Genomic DNA, 16370 nt, shown 5'->3' with positions numbered 1-16370 from the left:
AAAATAACCACACCGAAGTGTGGTTAGAATTAATCCCCGTCATACTTCACGTTGCAGATGCGTTAGCTACGTTCACTCACCCCGGTCACATAGCTATCTATGCTCCCGGGGACTCACTCACTTGCCGCCTTCCTGCAACGCGAATTATTTAGGGGCTACGTACCGGTATTACTGGGTACTGGTGGTTGTTGTGGTGGTGGTTCCGGTATTAGAACCATCGCCGCCACCGGTCGCCGCCAGGGCAACCCCCACCGCAGAACTTACGGTGCTCACGCTGGTTGCGGAGGAACTTCCTGCCGAAACCGACGCGGCAGCCGACCCTGCAGCCTCACCCACCTCAACGGGGGCGGCATAGACAGAAGTCGCCGCAAGCGCAGATATAGCCCAAAGGCCATACAGAACTTTTTTCATCACAAATTCCCTTCATTGTATGAATGGAGATTTACCCAAAAGAATTTCGGGCGAGATCGAGTATACACAAGCCAAAGTGTGCAAATTACGCCATACGGGAATTTAGGATAATTAGCCAACAAGCGAGATAACGATTAATAAAATAAAATAACATCCATTTAATCAATCAGTTAAAATATAAATATAGAAAACGCAATATCCGGTAAATCCGAAAACACCAGATATTGAACAACATTTAGGAAATTATTTTAGGATTAAGCTCAATTAAGTAATGAAGATAAAACGTAGATATTCTGGAGCAATCTTATAAAAAAAGCCGATATTAATATCGGCTTTTTTATAAGCAATCTGCAAATTCATTCGAATTGCAGCAAGGCGGCAAGATCGTTAATCCCCGGGAGCATAGATAGCTATGTGACCGGGGTTAACGAACGCAGCCAACACCGCTGCGGTTCGAAGGAAGAAGCAGATTAACGCCAGGACTTATAACGGTTAATCAAACCGTTGGTAGAACTGTCGTGGCTGCTCACTTCGGAACCATCTTTCAGCTCTGGCAGAATGCGGTTTGCCAGCTGTTTGCCCAGCTCAACGCCCCACTGGTCAAAGGTGAAGATGTTCAGGATGGCGCCCTGAGTGAAGATTTTGTGCTCATACAGTGCAATCAGCGCCCCCAGGCTGAACGGCGTGATTTCACGCAGCAGAATGGAGTTAGTTGGACGATTGCCTTCGAACACTTTGAACGGCACAACGTGGTCAAGCGTTGCCGGATCTTTACCCTGGTCGCGATATTCCTGCTCAACGACTTCACGAGATTTACCAAAAGCCAGCGCTTCGGTTTGCGCGAAGAAGTTAGACAGCAGTTTCGGATGGTGATCTGACAGCGGGTTATGGGTGATTGCCGGCGCGATGAAATCGCACGGAACCATTTTGGTGCCCTGGTGGATCAACTGATAGAACGCATGCTGGCCGTTAGTACCCGGCTCACCCCAGATGATTGGGCCAGTCTGGTAGTCTACAGCATTGCCGTTACGGTCAACGTATTTACCGTTGGATTCCATATTGCCCTGCTGGAAGTAGGCCGCGAAACGGTGCATATACTGGTCGTACGGCAGAATCGCTTCGGTTTCGGCACCGAAGAAGTTGTTGTACCAGATACCGATCAGCGCCAGCAGCACTGGCAGATTTTTCTCAGCCGGCGTGGTGGAGAAGTGTTTGTCCATTGCGTGGGCGCCGGAGAGCAGCTCAACAAAGTTGTCGAAGCCTACTGACAAGATGATGGACAGACCGATAGCAGACCACAGGGAGTAACGACCGCCAACCCAGTCCCAGAACTCGAACATATTCGCGGTATCAATACCGAACTCGCCAACCGCTTTACCGTTAGTGGAGAGCGCAGCGAAGTGTTTGGCAACGTGCTTGTTGTCGCCTGCGGTAGCCAGGAACCAGTCGCGTGCGCTGTGGGCGTTGGTCATGGTTTCCTGGGTGGTGAAGGTTTTGGAAGCGACCAGGAACAGCGTGGTTTCCGGGTTCACTTTCTTCAGCACTTCAGCAATGTGCGTCCCATCAACGTTCGACACAAAATGCATGTTCAGGTGATTTTTGTATGGACGCAGCGCTTCGGTCACCATGAACGGGCCGAGGTCAGAACCGCCGATACCGATGTTTACTACATCAGTGATGGCTTTACCGGTATAGCCTTTCCAGCTTCCGGAGATGATCGCTTCAGAGAAGGATTTCATCTTCTCCAGCACCGCGTTTACTTCCGGCATGACATCTTTGCCGTCAACGATGATTGGTGTATTGCTACGGTTGCGCAGCGCCACGTGCAGCACGGCACGGTCTTCGGTGCGGTTGATTTTCTCACCGGAGAACATGGACTTGATGGCGCCTGCCAAATCGGTCTCTTTCGCCAGATCCTGCAGTTTAGCCAGCGTCTCTTCAGTGATGCGGTTTTTGGAGAAATCCACCAGCATCAGATCGTCAAACGTCGCGGAAAACTTAGTGAAGCGATCGCTATCTTTCGCGAACAGATCCGCGATAGTAACGTCTTTCATTTCTTCAAAGTGTTTTTGTAGTGCCTGCCAGGCTGAGGTCTGCGTTGGATTGATGTTTTTCATTAGCAATACTCTTCTGATTTTGAGAATTGTGACTGAGATCGATTGTAACGCCAGTCACAGAAAAGTGTGATTGTTTTAATGCCATTGCCAGGGCATCCGCCAAACGTGGCTAAAAAGTATAGCGGTTATCAGCGTTGTTATTAGTACCGTTACTCAACGCAGTTGCAGCATGAAAAATCCGCATAATCCCAGCGTTGACAGTACAAGCCATGCCTTTTATTTATATACATAAAGTCATTCGATATGCGTCAAGGCGGCAAACCTGAGAATCCACAGGAGCTTACTGAAGTAAGTGACTGTGGTGAGCAGGTGCAGCCAACGAAGAGGCAGATTGAAGGACGAAATGTAATACGGTATTTGCATTTGCGCCTGCACCGGTTTCTGTTCTGCCTTATGTGCCATGGTCGCTCTATTCATTCCCTGACACGAGGTAGTTATGACTGATGTAGTTGTCTCCAAGTTTGGCGGTACCAGCGTGGCGGATTTTGATGCCATGAATCGTAGCGCTGATGTAGTGCTTTCTGATGCTAATGTCCGTGTAGTGGTACTTTCCGCTTCCGCGGGAATCACCAACCTGCTGGTCGCACTGGCTGAAGGGCTGGAGCCAACCGAGCGCTTCGAAAAACTCGATGCCATTCGTCAAATTCAGTTCAATATTCTGGAACGTCTGCGTTATCCAAACGTGATCCGGGAAGAGATCGAACGTCTGCTGGAAAACATCACCACGCTGGCAGAAGCGGCGTCACTGGCGACCTCAACTGCGCTGACCGACGAACTGGTCAGCCACGGTGAACTGATGTCTACCCTGCTGTTCGTCGAGATCCTGCGTGAACGCAACGTGCAGGCGCAGTGGTTTGACGTACGTAAAGTGATGCGCACCAACGATCGTTTTGGCCGCGCAGAACCTGACGTCGCGGCGCTGGCTGAACTGGCAACGCTCCAGTTGGCACCGCGTCTGAGCGAAGGTCTGGTAATTACTCAGGGCTTTATTGGCAGTGAAGGCAAAGGCCGCACCACCACGTTGGGGCGCGGCGGGAGCGATTATACGGCCGCCCTGCTGGCCGAAGCGCTGCATGCCACACGCGTCGATATCTGGACCGATGTTCCGGGCATTTACACGACCGATCCACGCGTTGTTCCGGCGGCGCAGCGTATTGATGAAATCGCCTTTGAAGAGGCCGCGGAAATGGCGACCTTTGGCGCGAAAGTGCTGCACCCGGCAACCCTGTTGCCAGCCGTACGTAGCGATATCCCGGTGTTTGTGGGCTCCAGTAAGGATCCAAAAGCAGGCGGTACGCTGGTCTGCAATAAAACCGCGAATCCACCTCTGTTCCGGGCGCTGGCGCTGCGCCGTAAGCAAACGCTGGTAACGCTGCATAGCCTGAATATGCTGCACTCTCGTGGCTTTTTAGCGGAAGTTTTCGGTATTCTGGCACGCCATAACATCTCGGTAGATTTAATTACCACATCCGAAGTCAGCGTGGCGCTGACGCTGGATACCACCGGTTCGACCTCCACCGGGGATACACTGTTAACACAGTCTCTGCTGATGGAACTGTCTGCCCTGTGTCGGGTTGAAGTGGAAGAAGGCCTGGCGCTGGTGGCGCTGATTGGCAACGACCTTTCCAAAGCCTGTGGCGTGGGTAAAGAGGTGTTCGGCGTACTGGAGCCGTTCAACATCCGCATGATTTGCTACGGCGCGTCCAGCCATAACCTGTGCTTCCTGGTGCCTGGTACCGAAGCCGAACAGGTGGTACAGAAGCTGCACCATAATTTGTTTGAGTGAGTAGATGCCAACGCCCGATGGCTCTTGTACCATCGGGCGTTTTCACCGCATCACCGTTTCATATAACAATCTGTCCAGTTCTCTGACATCACCCTCCCGGCTATCCGGTAACGTCGGCGGAATCTCTCCTCTTTTCAGTTCGGCGCGGATAAACGCATGCAACAGTGGGCGGCGCGGACCATACTCCGCTTCTCTCGCGCACTGCTTGCGTTCCAGCAGTTCATCAATTTCCTGACGCAACGGTGCATCCAGCTCACTTCCCGCCAGCAGGTCGGCAAAACGCATCGGTGGTACACCTTTCCCCGCTTCGACCCACCGCACAGCCAGCAGCGGGCGCAGAACATAGAAGTATTTTTTCAGCCGTACGTCGTCACCCTGCAGATAGCCACGGAAGTTTTTCCGCGCCATCGAATAGTAGTGCCAGCGGGCACGTAGCGGAGAAAACCATTTAGGCACCAACGCTTTCAGCGCTGACACGGTCACTTCATCCTGCTGATAGACCACTGGAGAATCCAGCCACTCGATAAGCGTAGGGTTTGCGCCTTTCAGTAATCCTAGCGCCTTGCGCCATTCCCAGCCGCAGACATCCAGCTCATCATCTATCGGCAACTCGATAACATCTCGTGGCGCCTCGACCCGCAGATACCACTCGGGCGGATGAACATAGATAAATCGCACGTCGTAGTCGCTGTCCGGCGAGGCAAATCCCCAGCCACGACTGCCGGATTCACAGGCATACAGCACCCTGACGCCATAGCGCTGCTCTACCTCTTTTAGCTGGCGCAATATCCTTTCGCGCATCGCGCCGTCCACTGTGTTATAGCTCATTATTCTTATCCTTTTATGTTCACAAGGCCGTGCAGTACCTGGTCGAGGCCACCAAACACCGAGATTTTATCGATACGTTCAGCGACTCTTTCGAGGGTTTCCAGCTCTTTTAAGCGCAGCGCCACCGGGTTGTTTTCCATTACTTTCGCAGTATTCAACAGCGATCGCGTCGCGGCAGTCTCTTCACGACGGCGGATAACGTTGGCCTGAGCGGATTTCTCAGCTTCAACCAGTTGGGACAAAATGGCTTTCATATCTCCCGGCAGGACAATATCTTTCACGCCGAGCGAAGCCACCTCAATACCAAACGGCGTCATTCGGGCTTTCACCTGTGCGCTCACCACCTCATCGATCACCTGCTTATCTTCCAGCAGTTCGTCCAGCGTGCGCGTTCCCACCGCTTCACGCAGCGCAAACTGTAACTCGCGGTAAAGGTGGTCCAGCGGTTTGGTCAGTTGACCAAAAGCCTGCAACACATCGCTATAACGCCAGTTTGCGGCCAGATTTAATCGCAGATTGACCTTATCTTTGGTCAGGATCTCTTGCCCGCCGACCTCCAGCACCTGTAAACGGGTATCAACAACTTCAACTTCAATCAGATGGTTTATCTTCCAGTATGCGGTCAAACCCGGCGGTAACAGCGCCTGGGTTTCGCCATCAATTTTCAGCACACCAACGTGCCACGCAGGAACTTGCACCGTTAAGATGGCTTCACGACCTTTCACCGTACCGTTACGTCGTGGCTGTAATACCGCATTCATCACCTCAACCGGTACCAAAACCTGACGAGTATCCATGCGCACCAGCGTCAGCGCTTCCTCTGCACGCCAGTACAGACGGCGCGTGGCAGGTGGGCAGATCTCCTGTAAAACACCGTTGACATACAACGCTCCGGCTTCGGTATCCGTCGTATCAACAACCAGGCAGTAACGCTCTACCCATGCAGGCTGGAAACGACGCAAATACTCCGCCAGCGCTTGCGGTACCTCGCTACCATCCCTATTAACGATCAGCACTTCAGGGGCGTTAAACCACGGCAAACGGTGCTGCCCAGACTCCAGCGTCTGATAGTAATCGCCCTCGCGGGATAAAAGACCTAACTGCCCTTTTTGTATCGTGATTTTCTTAGCCATTTTATTATTCCTTTATGTTGTTCAGGTGCGGGTGCAGGGGCGAAGCGGCAGGGGAATTCCCTTTTGCCTGTCGCACGGCATCTTTACCGGCAGCCTGTTCTGGAGCGTGCTAACTGCGCATCGCTCCGTTTTATTTCTATGATTAACAACCAGTTTTCATTCGGAGGATGAAATTGGGAATCGAACCCACTGTGTGTCATCGGCTGACGGAACACTTCTGGAAAACAGCCTGTACCGTTCCTGACGTGCCGGCGAGGTTTAACCCCCTGCGTTTTCAGCGTGATTGACGTAAGAGTTATTGCCAGAAGCGTGCCAAAAAGAAAAATACGTGAATTAAATTTTTAACTCATTGATTAACAATCATTTTATTTTACGCACTTAGATTAAAGATTGCCGTGGCGAAGATATTTTCTTATCTTTTTATATCGACATTTATCTTTGTGGATAAACCATGAAAAAGAGACGGGTAGTCATTGGCGTACTGGGTACGGTGCTGGACAAGCGCGGTAAACGCGCTAATCGATTTAAAAAGTGGCGACCCACGGTTGGATTGTGCCAACAGCCTGATCTCCCTGTCGACAGACTGGAACTGCTGCACCAGCCACGCGATGAGAGCATGGCGCAAAGGTTGATTGAAGACGTCGCGCTGCTCTCACCAGATACCGAAGTACGCCCACATGCCGTGACTATTAACGACCCCTGGGATTTTGAAGAGGTCTACGCCGCCTTTCTCGACTTCGCCACCCACTACAGCTTTGATACGGAAAACGAAGAGTATCTGGTGCACATCACCACCGGGACGCACGTCGCGCAGATCTGCTGGTTTCTGCTGACGGAAGCCCGCTACCTGCCCGCCAGCCTGCTACAAACCAGCCCGGCACCAGCCGGTTCATCGGACGAAGCCGTCGCCGCTGGCGTCTGCTCGGTTATCGATCTCGATTTGAGCCGCTATGCCACGCTCACCAGTCGTTTTCAGCGCGAACAGCAACAGTCTGTCTCCTTTCTGAAGGACGGGATTGATACGCGCAACGCCACCTTCAATAAACTGATCGATCGCATTGAGCGTGTAGCATTACGTTCGACCGACCCGATCCTGCTCACCGGCCCCACCGGCGCGGGTAAATCCTTCCTGGCGAAACGTATTTTTCAGCTACGCCAGTCGAAGCATCTGGTGGCAGGGAAACTGGTCGCCGTCAACTGCGCAACCCTGCGTGGCGACAATGCGATGTCTACGTTGTTCGGTCACGTGAAAGGGGCGTTTACCGGCGCACTCACGGCGCGCAGCGGACTGCTGCGTGAAGCGGATGGCGGCGTGCTGTTCCTTGATGAGATAGCCGAGTTAGGGCTGGACGAGCAGGCCATGCTGCTAAAAGCGATAGAGGAAAAAACCTTTTTCCCGTTTGGATCGGACAAAGAAGTACACAGCGATTTTCAACTGATAGCCGGAACCCATCGCGACATGCAGCAGTGGGTCGCTGAAGGCCGTTTTCGCGAAGATCTCTATGCACGTATCAATATGTGGAGCTTCGCCCTGCCCGGTCTGGCGCAGCGGCGGGAAGATATCGCCCCGAACATCGAGTATGAGCTACACCGTTTTTCCAGCCGTAAACAGATGCAGATCCGTTTCGACAAAGAGGCTCGCGTTTGTTATCTGGCATTTGCCTGTTCCCCACAGGCGCAGTGGCGCGGCAATTTTCGCGAGCTAAGTTCATCCATCGCGCGAATGGCGACACTTGCCGAACAGGGGCGCATCACCTTATCCCTTGTCGAAGAAGAAATTGCGCTGTTAAAGGAGAGTTGGCAGATTGTCGCTTCGCAACCTGAACTGAACATGGACATAGACCTGTTCGATCGCCGCCAGTTAGAAACGGTGTTGGAAGTGTGCCGCCGCAGCGCGTCGCTGTCGGAAGCGGGGCGCGAACTGTTTGCCGTCTCACGGCAGAAGAAAGCCAATCCTAACGATGCAGACCGCCTGCGCAAATATCTCGCCCGCTTCGGACTGAGCTGGGAAAACGTTCGCAGCGGAACATAAACATAATTTGTTTGAATAATATTTCATCACGCGATAAACAATAACTATAGCCGGGCTCGAACCCGGCTTTTTATAACAACACAACACATTTCAATCGCAAGGAATATAACATGCTCGCTACTCTCACGCGGCTGTTCCCGTTATGGGCGCTGCTGCTCTCTGTGATTGCGTATTACACGCCCACCACCTTTACGCCTGTCGGGCCATTCGTGCCGTCGTTACTGATGCTGATCATGTTCGGCATGGGCGTTCACCTGAAGGTGGACGACTTTAAACGCGTACTCTCACGTCCAGCACCCGTCGCGGCGGGTATTTTCCTGCACTATCTGGTGATGCCGCTCGCCGCATGGATTTTAGCGCTGGCATTTAATATGCCGCCGGAATTATCCGCAGGGATGGTGCTGGTCGGTAGCGTCGCCAGCGGAACGGCATCAAACGTCATGATCTATCTGGCAAAAGGCGATGTGGCACTCTCTGTGACTATTTCATCGGTTTCAACGCTGGTCGGCGTTGTCGCCACACCGCTGCTGACACGGCTGTATGTCGACGCGCATATCCAGGTCGATGTGATGGGTATGTTGCTGAGTATTCTGCAGATCGTGGTCATTCCGATTGCGTTGGGATTGGTCATTCACCACCTGTTCCCACGCGTCGTAAAAGCCGTGGAACCCTATCTGCCCGCATTTTCTATGGTGTGCATTCTGGCAATCATCAGCGCCGTCGTGGCGGGTTCTGCCTCGCACATTGCGTCGGTCGGCTTTGTGGTGATTATCGCCGTAATCCTGCATAACACCATTGGCCTGCTCGGCGGCTACTGGGGCGGAAAACTGTTTGGTTTCGACGAGTCAACCTGCCGGACGTTGGCTATCGAAGTGGGCATGCAGAATTCAGGACTTGCCGCTGCGCTGGGCAAGATCTACTTTGGCCCGCTTGCCGCCCTGCCCGGCGCGTTGTTCTCCGTCTGGCATAACCTTTCCGGTTCGCTGCTGGCAGGCTACTGGTCCGGCAAGCCGATTGAAGAGAAACCACACGCAGTAAAACAACACTAATCTTCATAAATGGAGGAGGCATCCTCCATTTCTCCCTACCTGCATTTGAACCCCATCACAAAACAACAAATACCAACACAAAACAAAATAATTATTTAATTGTTATATTTCAATCAAATATACGAATAAACTTGTTTAAAACCCCAATTTAATCATTTTATGCATGTTGATTTGGTTTGTTTTAATTGGGAATATAATTCCACTACAACACAGATAAACCCTTACCCTATCTTCGAGGCCGCTATGAAAAAAATTGCGATTATTGGAAGCAGTGGAGGCAACCTCTACAACCTGGGTGGTGCCGAACCCGAAAAGCTACTCCAGGAAATTTACCAGCAGTGCGAAGCCGCAGGTGTGGAAGTTGCCGCTGTGCAGTTCATTGCGGCAGAGGCCTCAATGGACGCTGCCAAACCTCACACGCCAGCGTCTGTATTTGCACTAACCACAGAAAACCAACAAAAACCACAAAGGATATTTAAGGGCAAACTTTCAGAAGTGAACGACTCGGTAGTTGAGAGCGATTTCAGGATTGCTGAGATGATCCGTAACGGTGAGATCGACGGGATCATTGTGATGAGCGCCGATCCGGTGAAGGCCAACCAGGCTGTCTTTGCCGCCGCTGTTGAGATGAAAACACCGATTGTTGGCACCGGCGGAACCTCAATGGCGCTAGTGGCGGCAAAAGGGGCAAATGTCGTCGCAACCTCGGGCACGACAGGAACCACCAGCCGAACCCGCGCAGTCTCCTTCATCGCATCACTGTGTAAGCACTGGGGCGTTAAATATAAACCACAGTTGGGCAGCGCTTCTCCTTCACAGGGCGGTTCTGGAAAAAGCCTGCTTAAGCGCTTCAATATTCGCAGCATTATGATCCCTGCGCTGCCGGGCTTTATCGCCATGGCAATCGTGCTCGCACTCAGTCACATTCCGGGCCTAGAAAAACTCAACGATATCTTTGAAATTCTACTGAAGGGCCTGCCGGTTTTAGTTGCGGTTCTCGCAGCAAAACAGATTTCGGAACTGGATGAAGTCTCAATTGTTGCTGGGGTGGTCGCCGGAGTACTTTCCGTCGAAGGCGGTCTGATTGGAGGGATCATCGGTGGTTTGATGGCCGGGATTTTCGTTCGTTGGCTGTTTGAATTATGCCTGAATTGGCGCTTTCCGATGACCACCGTCAACATTGTAGCGGGTGGGATCTCGGGCCTGGCCGCTGGGTTAATCATGCACTATCTGCTGAGTCCGCTGGCGCTGTCAGCAGGTAATTACATCAAACTGGCTATCGAAAGCACACTGGCCTTCAGCCCTATTCTTGCCGGCCTGCTGGCTGGGTTGGTTATCTGGCCAGCTATTCTGGGGGGAGTCTATCACGCAGTCATTCTGCCGCTGGTGCTCCTGGAAATGGAAAAATCCGGTGTCAGCTTCCTCGGTGCTGTCGATATGGTGGGCCTGGTGATGGTTGCTGCAGGTATCAACCTGGCTAACGTCATCGCACCACGAGAAAAAAGCGAAGCAGCCGTCGCGACGCCCGGCCTGCTTATCAACCTCGGCTTTGGGACCTTCGTTGAATCGGCCTATCCGTTCATGTTTGCCAACAAAATTGTCTTTGGTTCAGCGATCGTTTGGGCCGGTCTGGGCGGCATGATGCTGGGTTTCTTTAACGTCAAAGGCGTGGCTTATGTCCCTGCATTTGCCTCTCCGTTCTTATCCAGCAATGCGCTGCAAATGGCGATTGTGATGGTTACCGTCATGGGCCTGACCTGTATTTCCACCATTATTGCCAACCGTTTTAAGGCTGTCGCACAGAAAGAATCTACCGCGTCAGCCCATTAATTAATGCACCAACACCAGAGGTACACCATGTTTAAAGGCGATATGAATAAAAAACGCGCTAAAGCGTTACAGAAAGTGAAAGATGCCATCACGCTGCACGGCGGGCAAACCATCCTCAGCACAGGGATAACCGGCGACGATGCGCGTCTGGCAAAAGCAGTATGTGAGGCGGGCGTTAAGCTGCTCGAACCGAACCATCCCGCACTGGCGTTAGCGCGTGGGCATAAGGGGGTGAGCAACATGCACGCGGCGGAACAAATCCGCCACGAAATTACTAACAGCCAGATGGCCGAAGCAGTACATGGCGTACGTAATGTGGTCCCTGACGATATCTTCATTACCGTCGGTATTGCAGGTGGCTTTACCGAAACGTTACCAGTCCCGCTCACGGAAACAGAGATACTGGAGATTGCCCGTGCTGGTGCCGATGGCTTACACACCCATAAATCCGACTGGGACGATCTACAGGACATCGTTAATCTCGCCCATCAGTATGGCCTGACCGTTGATGCTTATATTGGTCACCCGGATGACCTGCATACCTTCGGTATTCCTGCGCGCACTCCGGAAGAGGTCGCCAGCGTAGCAAAACGGATGCAGGAAATTGGCGTCGACATGATTGGTTTAATGACCGGTATGAGCTACGAAGGCGTAGCCGCAGGTGATATTCCGCAAGCCATTAAAGATCGCCTGTGGGCACTGGTCGGCGCGGTAAGCGTGCCGACGCTGGCGGAAGGCGGAATTAACCTCGCCAATGCCAAAGCGTTTAAGGATACCGGGGTCAATATTCTGGTCGTCGGTACGGCAATCGACAATATGGTCTGCAACGCCGCCAAAGAGGCTGTCACACCGTTTATTGCGCATTGATATTAAGGGAAAAGAAGCATGTTACTGGTCACCGATCTGGATGGAACACTACTGACTTCGCAAAAGACAATCAGTCCACGCACACGTCAGGCACTCATTGATTTCCACCAGCGCGGTGGCCTGCTGGCCGCTTGTTCTGCCAGACCGGTCTCCTCTATGATGCGCCTGCTACAGCAGCAGCAGGTTGATGCACTGTTTGGTTGGTGCGCCGGCTTCAACGGAGGTCAGATTCTCGAGATGGCGCAGCAGCGCAATATCCATACTGCAGCGCTCTCTTGTATGAATCTTCGGGATATTGACCGACATATTGCGCTTTCCCTCTGTCCTCATCACTTTTTTAGCGCCGATGCTATTTATCATCGTTGCGACCAACAGGTAGCGCCATGGACAACTTATGAAGCCCGTTTATTTGAATTACCACTTATTTCGGCAGCACCTGGAAATATTTTAAACCGGCATGATATTTATAAAATCACACTCGTTACTGAGCAGTTAAAAATAAATACACTGTTTGCAGAAGTGAATAATAAATTACCTTATGGCTATACAGCGACTATCACTGGGGAGAATTACATTGATATCCAACGTAGCGAAATAAATAAAGGTTATGCTATTAGCATGTTAATGCGCCAGTTAAATATAACATCAGAAAAGGTTGCGGCGATTGGCGACCAGCAAAACGATATCAGTATGTTTTCCGCCGCCGGCATTGGTATTGCAATGGGGAATGCGCCAGAGGCAGTAAAACAACAAGCCAGCTATGTGACGGCCTCTAATGATGATGAGGGTATTGTCTGTGCGTTGGAGTGGTTGCGTTGCTCTGCACATCCAGTTACCATGCGCCAAAGCACGACGTTGGCGGAAAATAATGAACCCGATTAAAAGAAGAAAACATATCCTCGATGAATTAAATAAATTCGGTGAAGTGACGGTTATCAAATTATCGGAAACGCTAAAAGTCACATCAGAGACCATTCGCCGCGATCTCTCCATCCTGGAGTCTGAAGGGCAAATTACCAAGATTCACGGTGGAGCCGTCAAGAAGCAGGTTGTTCAGGAAGATGAATTTGGCGCGCGGATTGATATACACCGCGAAGAAAAAATGGCAATTGGTAAACTTGCCGCCGGGATGGTCAGCGAGCACGACACTCTATTCATTGATTCCTGCACAACCAATCTTATTCTGGCCGAACAATTACCTCCTCTGGCCTATTCCGTTATTACTAATTCAGCCTTGATTGCCGATAAAATCAAAGAACATAATCTCAAAGCGCGCGTTTATGTATTAGGTGGTGAATATGACTACCATTTCCGCGCCAATCTCGGCGTCTCCGTTTGTCAGCAAATAAACACTATTCACGCAGATATCTGCTTCATCGGCGCGGGTGGTATTTCACCTCAACATGGTGTGCTGGTGAAAAGCTTCGATGAAGCCTATGTTGCCAAATCAATGATTGCTATGAGTAAAAAGTCGGTAATTCTTGCCGACCATACAAAATTTGGCCAGGACGGTGTGATGTGTATCGCCACATTAAAAGAGATCGATAACATCATCACAGACAAGCGATTCAGAACAACGGGCTATACACAGCAGGACTTTGCCGGAAAATTACGTATTGCTGAATAATACAATACATGACGCTATCAGCAGGTTCTGGATTACCGTACACTGAGGATATCGGCTAACAGAGGGCACCCATATGGCACTCCCCCGCATTACCCAAAAAGAGATGACCGAACGCGAACAGCGTGAACTGAAAACGCTGCTCGACCGCGCGCGCATTGCGCATGGTCGCCTGCTGACCAACGCAGAAACCAACAGCATCAAGAAAGAGTACATCGATAAACTGATGGCCTTGCGCGAAGCGGAAGCGAAAAAAGCCCGCCAGTTGAAGAAAAAGCAGGCTTATAAACCGGATGCGGAAGCATCGTTTTCCTGGTCAGCAAATACGCCAACGCGCGGCAGACGTTAACGCCCTTTCTTCTTACGCCCCGGCGAGGTAAAACGCTTACCGTTTGCCGCCGGGCGCGATTTCTCTTTCTCCGCCGATTTTTCGATTTTCACTACCGGGCGCTTAATGCCTGCGGTTTTGGGCTTCGCTTTCGCCTTCGGTTTGGCTTCTGAGGACGAGTTCTCAATCAGCTTGAACAGATCGATCAGTTCGTCATCCGTCAGGTCGCGCCATTCACCCAGCGGCAGACCGGACAAACCAACGTTCATGATACGCGTACGCTCAAGTTTGGTAACTTCATAGCCAAAGTGTTCGCACATACGACGGATCTGACGGTTCAGCCCCTGAATCAGCGTAATGCGAAACACAAACGGCGCTTCTTTCTTCACCTTACATTTTTTGGTGACGGTGCCGAGGATTGGCACACCGGCCCCCATCCCACGGATAAAATCATCAGTGACCGGCTTATCTACCGTCACCAGATACTCTTTTTCGTGATCGTTACCGGCACGCAGGATTTTATTCACCAGGTCGCCGTGGTTGGTCAGAAAGATAAGTCCCTGAGAATCTTTGTCCAGACGACCGATTGGGAACACGCGCTTGCTGTGATTGACGAAATCAACAATGTTGTCGCGCTCGCTGTCTTCGGTGGTGCTGACAATCCCTACCGGCTTATTCAGCGCGATAAAAACCAGATCTTCCGCTTCACGCGGCTCAATCAACCGACCATTTACTTTTACGACGTCGCCAGGCATCACCTGATCGCCAATGGTGGCGCGTTTGCCATTCAGGAAGACATTCCCTTGTTCGATAAAGCGATCCGCCTCGCGACGCGAGCAGATTCCGCTTTCACTGATGTATTTGTTTAATCGGATAGATGAGTCGGGCAGCATAGTTTCTCCTGTATACACTTCATCCTTCAAGCTGTCTCTGCGTTGGCTGCCCTCACTCACCCAGGTCGCATAGCAATCTATGCTCCCAGGGATTCGCTCCCTTGCCGCCTTGGTACAACTTGAATGACTTTGTGTATTAAAAGCGAAATATACCCTACCTTGTGGGCGATAAAAAATAATCGTGTTCGAATGCCCGAGCGCTATTTGTGATCCGCCCCGCCTTTTGACACAAAAGTGTCAGTGATCCATATCTGCAATTTTGTTGAATGAAAACAAGCAGAATCAAGACATTAGAGCGACAAGCACATATGTGCCAAAGACGCGCAATCACCACATCAAATGTGCAGCACAATCGGTCAGTTATTGACGCTGAAATAAGTGAAAATAGCTTTGAGATGTGAAACAGATGGGGTTATATCAGATCAAGAAGGCAATTTCGTGATTTGCACAAATGTGCAGGAGTCCCAAAATGGCGATGGAAAACAGCGATGATATCCGCCTGATCGTAAAAATCGCGCAGCTTTATTACGAGCAGGATATGACACAAGCGCAAATCGCCCGCGAGCTGGGGATTTACCGCACCACGATCAGTCGGTTACTAAAACGTGGCCGCGAGCAGGGTATCGTCACCATCGCCATTAATTACGACTACAACGAAAATCTGTGGCTGGAACAGCAGCTAAAACAAAAATTTGGCCTGAAAGAAGCGGTCGTAGTCTCCTGCGACAGCGAACAGGAAGATGAACAACTTAATATGATGGGCGTGCATGGCGCACAGTTACTGGAACGCTTACTGGAGCCCGGCGACATTATTGGTTTTTCATGGGGTCGCGCGGTACGGGGATTGGTTGAAGGATTATCCCCGGCCAACCAGTCACGCCAGCTTATCTGTGTGCCGATTATCGGCGGACCGTCCGGCAAACTTGAAAGCCGCTACCACGTCAATACGCTGACCTACGGCGCCGCGGCAAAGCTCAAGGGGGAATCGCACCTGGCCGATTTCCCGGCGCTGTTGGAAAACTCGCTGATCCGTAACGGTATTATGCAGTCCCGGCACTTTAAATCGATTTCCGCCTACTGGGATAATCTGGACGTCGCGCTGGTCGGAATTGGGTCTCCGGCAATACGCGATGGTGCCAACTGGCACGCTTTTTACGGCAGTGAAGAGAGTGATGACCTGCATGCCCGCCATGTGGCCGGAGACATTTGCTCGCGCTTTTACGATATCAACGGTGTAACCGTAGAGACCAGGATGAGTGAAAAGACGCTCTCCATCGAAACCAATAAATTAAAACAGGCGCGTTACTCCATTGGCATTGCAATGGGTGAAGAAAAATACACTGGAATATTAGGCGCATTACGTGGGAATTATATTAACTGTTTAGTCACCAACAGCCATACCGCTGAATTATTGTTGAAGTAAATATATTTGAATTGATCCTGCCATAATTAATTTTATGTGGGATCCCCTT

General features: G+C 51.3%; 14 protein-coding genes. 9 read left to right on the top strand and 5 right to left on the bottom strand.

The window, feature by feature from the left end; translation table 11 throughout:
• Positions 1-168: 168 nt before the first annotated feature.
• Positions 169-411, bottom strand: coding sequence for an exopolysaccharide production protein YjbE (gene yjbE / locus OGV80_RS01825; RefSeq protein WP_043018063.1), 243 nt, complete (start codon positions 409-411; stop codon positions 169-171).
• Positions 412-881: 470 nt separating this feature from the next.
• Positions 882-2528 (bottom strand): glucose-6-phosphate isomerase, encoded by a 1647-nt coding sequence (gene pgi, locus OGV80_RS01820; protein ID WP_043018062.1) that lies wholly within the window; start codon positions 2526-2528, stop codon positions 882-884.
• 436 nt (positions 2529-2964) lie between these two features.
• On the opposite strand from pgi, the gene lysC reads away from it, so the two are divergent.
• Entirely contained in the window at positions 2965-4314 is a 1350-nt protein-coding gene (lysC, locus tag OGV80_RS01815) for a lysine-sensitive aspartokinase 3 (RefSeq protein WP_193145827.1), read from the top strand.
• Positions 4315-4356: 42 nt separating this feature from the next.
• Here the strand turns inward: lysC and OGV80_RS01810 are convergent, their stop codons facing one another.
• A complete protein-coding gene (locus tag OGV80_RS01810; protein ID WP_286513431.1) occupies positions 4357-5142 on the bottom strand; it encodes a nucleotidyltransferase domain-containing protein in 786 nt (261 codons plus the stop codon).
• A gap of 5 nt (positions 5143-5147) precedes the next feature.
• Entirely contained in the window at positions 5148-6275 is a 1128-nt protein-coding gene (locus tag OGV80_RS01805) for a slipin family protein (RefSeq protein WP_087052818.1), read from the bottom strand.
• A gap of 451 nt (positions 6276-6726) precedes the next feature.
• Between OGV80_RS01805 and rtcR the strand changes: the two genes are divergently transcribed.
• The 7 genes from rtcR to OGV80_RS01770 all read left to right on the top strand — a co-directional run bounded on the left by rtcR (position 6727) and on the right by OGV80_RS01770 (position 14026).
• Positions 6727-8307, top strand: a complete 1581-nt coding sequence (gene rtcR, locus OGV80_RS01800; RefSeq protein ID WP_286513429.1) for an RNA repair transcriptional activator RtcR — start codon at positions 6727-6729, stop codon at positions 8305-8307.
• A 110-nt stretch (positions 8308-8417) separates the two neighbouring features.
• On the top strand, positions 8418-9356 hold the full coding sequence (panS, locus tag OGV80_RS01795) for a ketopantoate/pantoate/pantothenate transporter PanS (RefSeq protein ID WP_043018056.1): 939 nt from the start codon (positions 8418-8420) through the stop codon (positions 9354-9356).
• Between the two features lie 243 nt (positions 9357-9599).
• Entirely contained in the window at positions 9600-11186 is a 1587-nt protein-coding gene (locus tag OGV80_RS01790; protein ID WP_075145364.1) for a PTS sugar transporter, read from the top strand.
• 27 nt (positions 11187-11213) lie between these two features.
• Complete coding sequence (locus OGV80_RS01785) at positions 11214-12053, top strand: beta/alpha barrel domain-containing protein (RefSeq protein WP_032942081.1); 840 nt, start codon at positions 11214-11216, stop codon at positions 12051-12053.
• Between the two features lie 18 nt (positions 12054-12071).
• Complete coding sequence (locus OGV80_RS01780) at positions 12072-12935, top strand: Cof-type HAD-IIB family hydrolase (RefSeq protein ID WP_286513425.1); 864 nt, start codon at positions 12072-12074, stop codon at positions 12933-12935.
• Positions 12922-13680 (top strand): DeoR/GlpR family DNA-binding transcription regulator, encoded by a 759-nt coding sequence (locus OGV80_RS01775; protein ID WP_032942078.1) that lies wholly within the window; start codon positions 12922-12924, stop codon positions 13678-13680. The genes OGV80_RS01780 and OGV80_RS01775 overlap by 14 nt, the downstream gene beginning before the upstream one ends.
• Before the next feature lie 73 nt (positions 13681-13753).
• The gene (locus OGV80_RS01770) at positions 13754-14026 is read left to right on the top strand and encodes a YjbD family protein (protein WP_003826541.1); all 273 of its coding nucleotides are present in this window, start codon (positions 13754-13756) and stop codon (positions 14024-14026) included.
• Here OGV80_RS01770 and rluF read toward each other — a convergent pair.
• Complete coding sequence (gene rluF / locus OGV80_RS01765) at positions 14023-14898, bottom strand: 23S rRNA pseudouridine(2604) synthase RluF (protein ID WP_008786901.1); 876 nt, start codon at positions 14896-14898, stop codon at positions 14023-14025. The two genes, OGV80_RS01770 and rluF, sit on opposite strands and share 4 nt — an antisense overlap.
• A gap of 475 nt (positions 14899-15373) precedes the next feature.
• Between rluF and OGV80_RS01760 the strand changes: the two genes are divergently transcribed.
• The gene (locus OGV80_RS01760) at positions 15374-16321 is read left to right on the top strand and encodes a sugar-binding transcriptional regulator (RefSeq protein ID WP_087050431.1); all 948 of its coding nucleotides are present in this window, start codon (positions 15374-15376) and stop codon (positions 16319-16321) included.
• Positions 16322-16370: the final 49 nt, after the last annotated feature.

This window comes from Citrobacter sp. Ce119 (assembly GCF_030334525.1).
GTDB classification, from domain to species: Bacteria; Pseudomonadota; Gammaproteobacteria; order Enterobacterales; family Enterobacteriaceae; genus Citrobacter; species Citrobacter europaeus.
The sequence above is the reverse complement of the archived record's forward strand: the minus strand, read 5'-3'. Positions and strand labels throughout refer to the sequence as shown.